Source organism: Arthrobacter sp. 01T428, assembly GCF_056398685.1.
This window is the reverse complement of the sequence record NZ_JBFTPW010000045.1, coordinates 1-1,311: the sequence shown is the minus strand read 5'-3', so window position 1 is coordinate 1,311 and position 1,311 is coordinate 1. Positions and strand designations below refer to the sequence as shown.

The 1,311-nt window shown below is 64.6% G+C and carries 1 pseudogene; it reads right to left on the bottom strand.

Features of this window, described 5'->3' with window-relative positions:
• Window positions 1–1,297 (bottom strand): annotated as a pseudogene (locus AC1DJB_RS23570) (pyruvate dehydrogenase (acetyl-transferring), homodimeric type); the annotation flags it as partial.
• Between the last annotated feature and the right edge of the window lie 14 nt (window positions 1,298–1,311).

Genomic DNA, 1,311 nt, shown 5'->3' with positions numbered 1-1,311 from the left:
CCTTGAGGTCTTCCATGGTGAGTTTCTTCATTTGGTGGGTCGCGTTGCGGCCCTCGAAGTGGGGTCCGAGTCCGTAGCCCTTGACGGTCTTGGCCAGGATCACGGTGGGTTTGCCCTTGAACTCGACCGCGGCCTTGTACGCGGCGTAGACCTTGCGGTAGTCGTGGCCGCCGCGTTTGAGGTTCCAGATCTGGTTGTCGTCCAGGTCCGCGACCATGTCCTTGGTGGCCGGGGTTTTCCCGAAGAAGTGTTCGCGGACGAACCCGCCGGATTCGGCCTTGTAGGTCTGGTAGTCCCCGTCGACGGTTTCGTTCATGATCTTCACCAGGGACCCGTCGGTGTCGCGGGCCAGCAGCTCGTCCCATTCCCGGCCCCAGACGACCTTGATGACGTTCCAGCCCGCGCCGCGGAAGAACGCCTCCAGTTCCTGCATGATCTTCCCGTTGCCCCGGACCGGCCCGTCCAGGCGCTGGAGGTTGCAGTTGATCACGAAGTTCAGGTTGTCCAGGTTCTCGTTCGCGGCGAGCTGGAGCAGGCCGCGGGACTCGGGCTCGTCCATTTCCCCGTCGCCCAGGAACGCCCAGACCTGCTGGTCACTGGTGTCCTTCAGGCCGCGGTCGTGCAGGTAGCGGTTGGACTGGGCCTGGTAGATCGCGTTCATCGGGCCGATGCCCATGGACACGGTCGGGAATTCCCAGAACGCAGGCATCAGGCGCGGGTGCGGGTAGGAGGAAAGGGCGTGGCCCTGCTTGGACTTTTCCTGCCGGAACCCGTCCAGGTCCTCCTCCGAGAGCCGGCCTTCCATGAACGCCCTGGCGTACATGCCCGGGGACGCGTGTCCCTGGAAGAAGACCTGGTCCCCGCCCGAGGGGTGGTCCTTGCCGCGGAAGAAATGGTTGAAGCCGACCTCGTACAGGGTCGCGGCCCCGGCATAGGTGGAAATGTGCCCGCCCACCCCGATGTCCGCCCGCTGCGCCCGGTGCACCATCACGGCCGCGTTCCAGCGCATGTACGCCCGGTACCGGCGCTCGAACTCCTCGTTGCCCGGGAACTCCGCTTCCTGGTCCGCCGGGATCGTGTTCACGTAATCGGTGGTGGTCACCATCGGCACCCCCACCGACTGGGACCCCGCCCGCTGAAGCAGGCTGCGCATGATGAACTGCGCCCGCTCCGTGCCCTGCTCCCTGATCAACGCATCCAAAGACTCAACCCACTCGGCAGTCTCTTCCGGATCACGATCAGGCAGCTGGGAAGTCAACCCGCTAAGGATGTGTGAGGTCTCTTCTCCTGCAGCCACGTCCAACCTCTCTT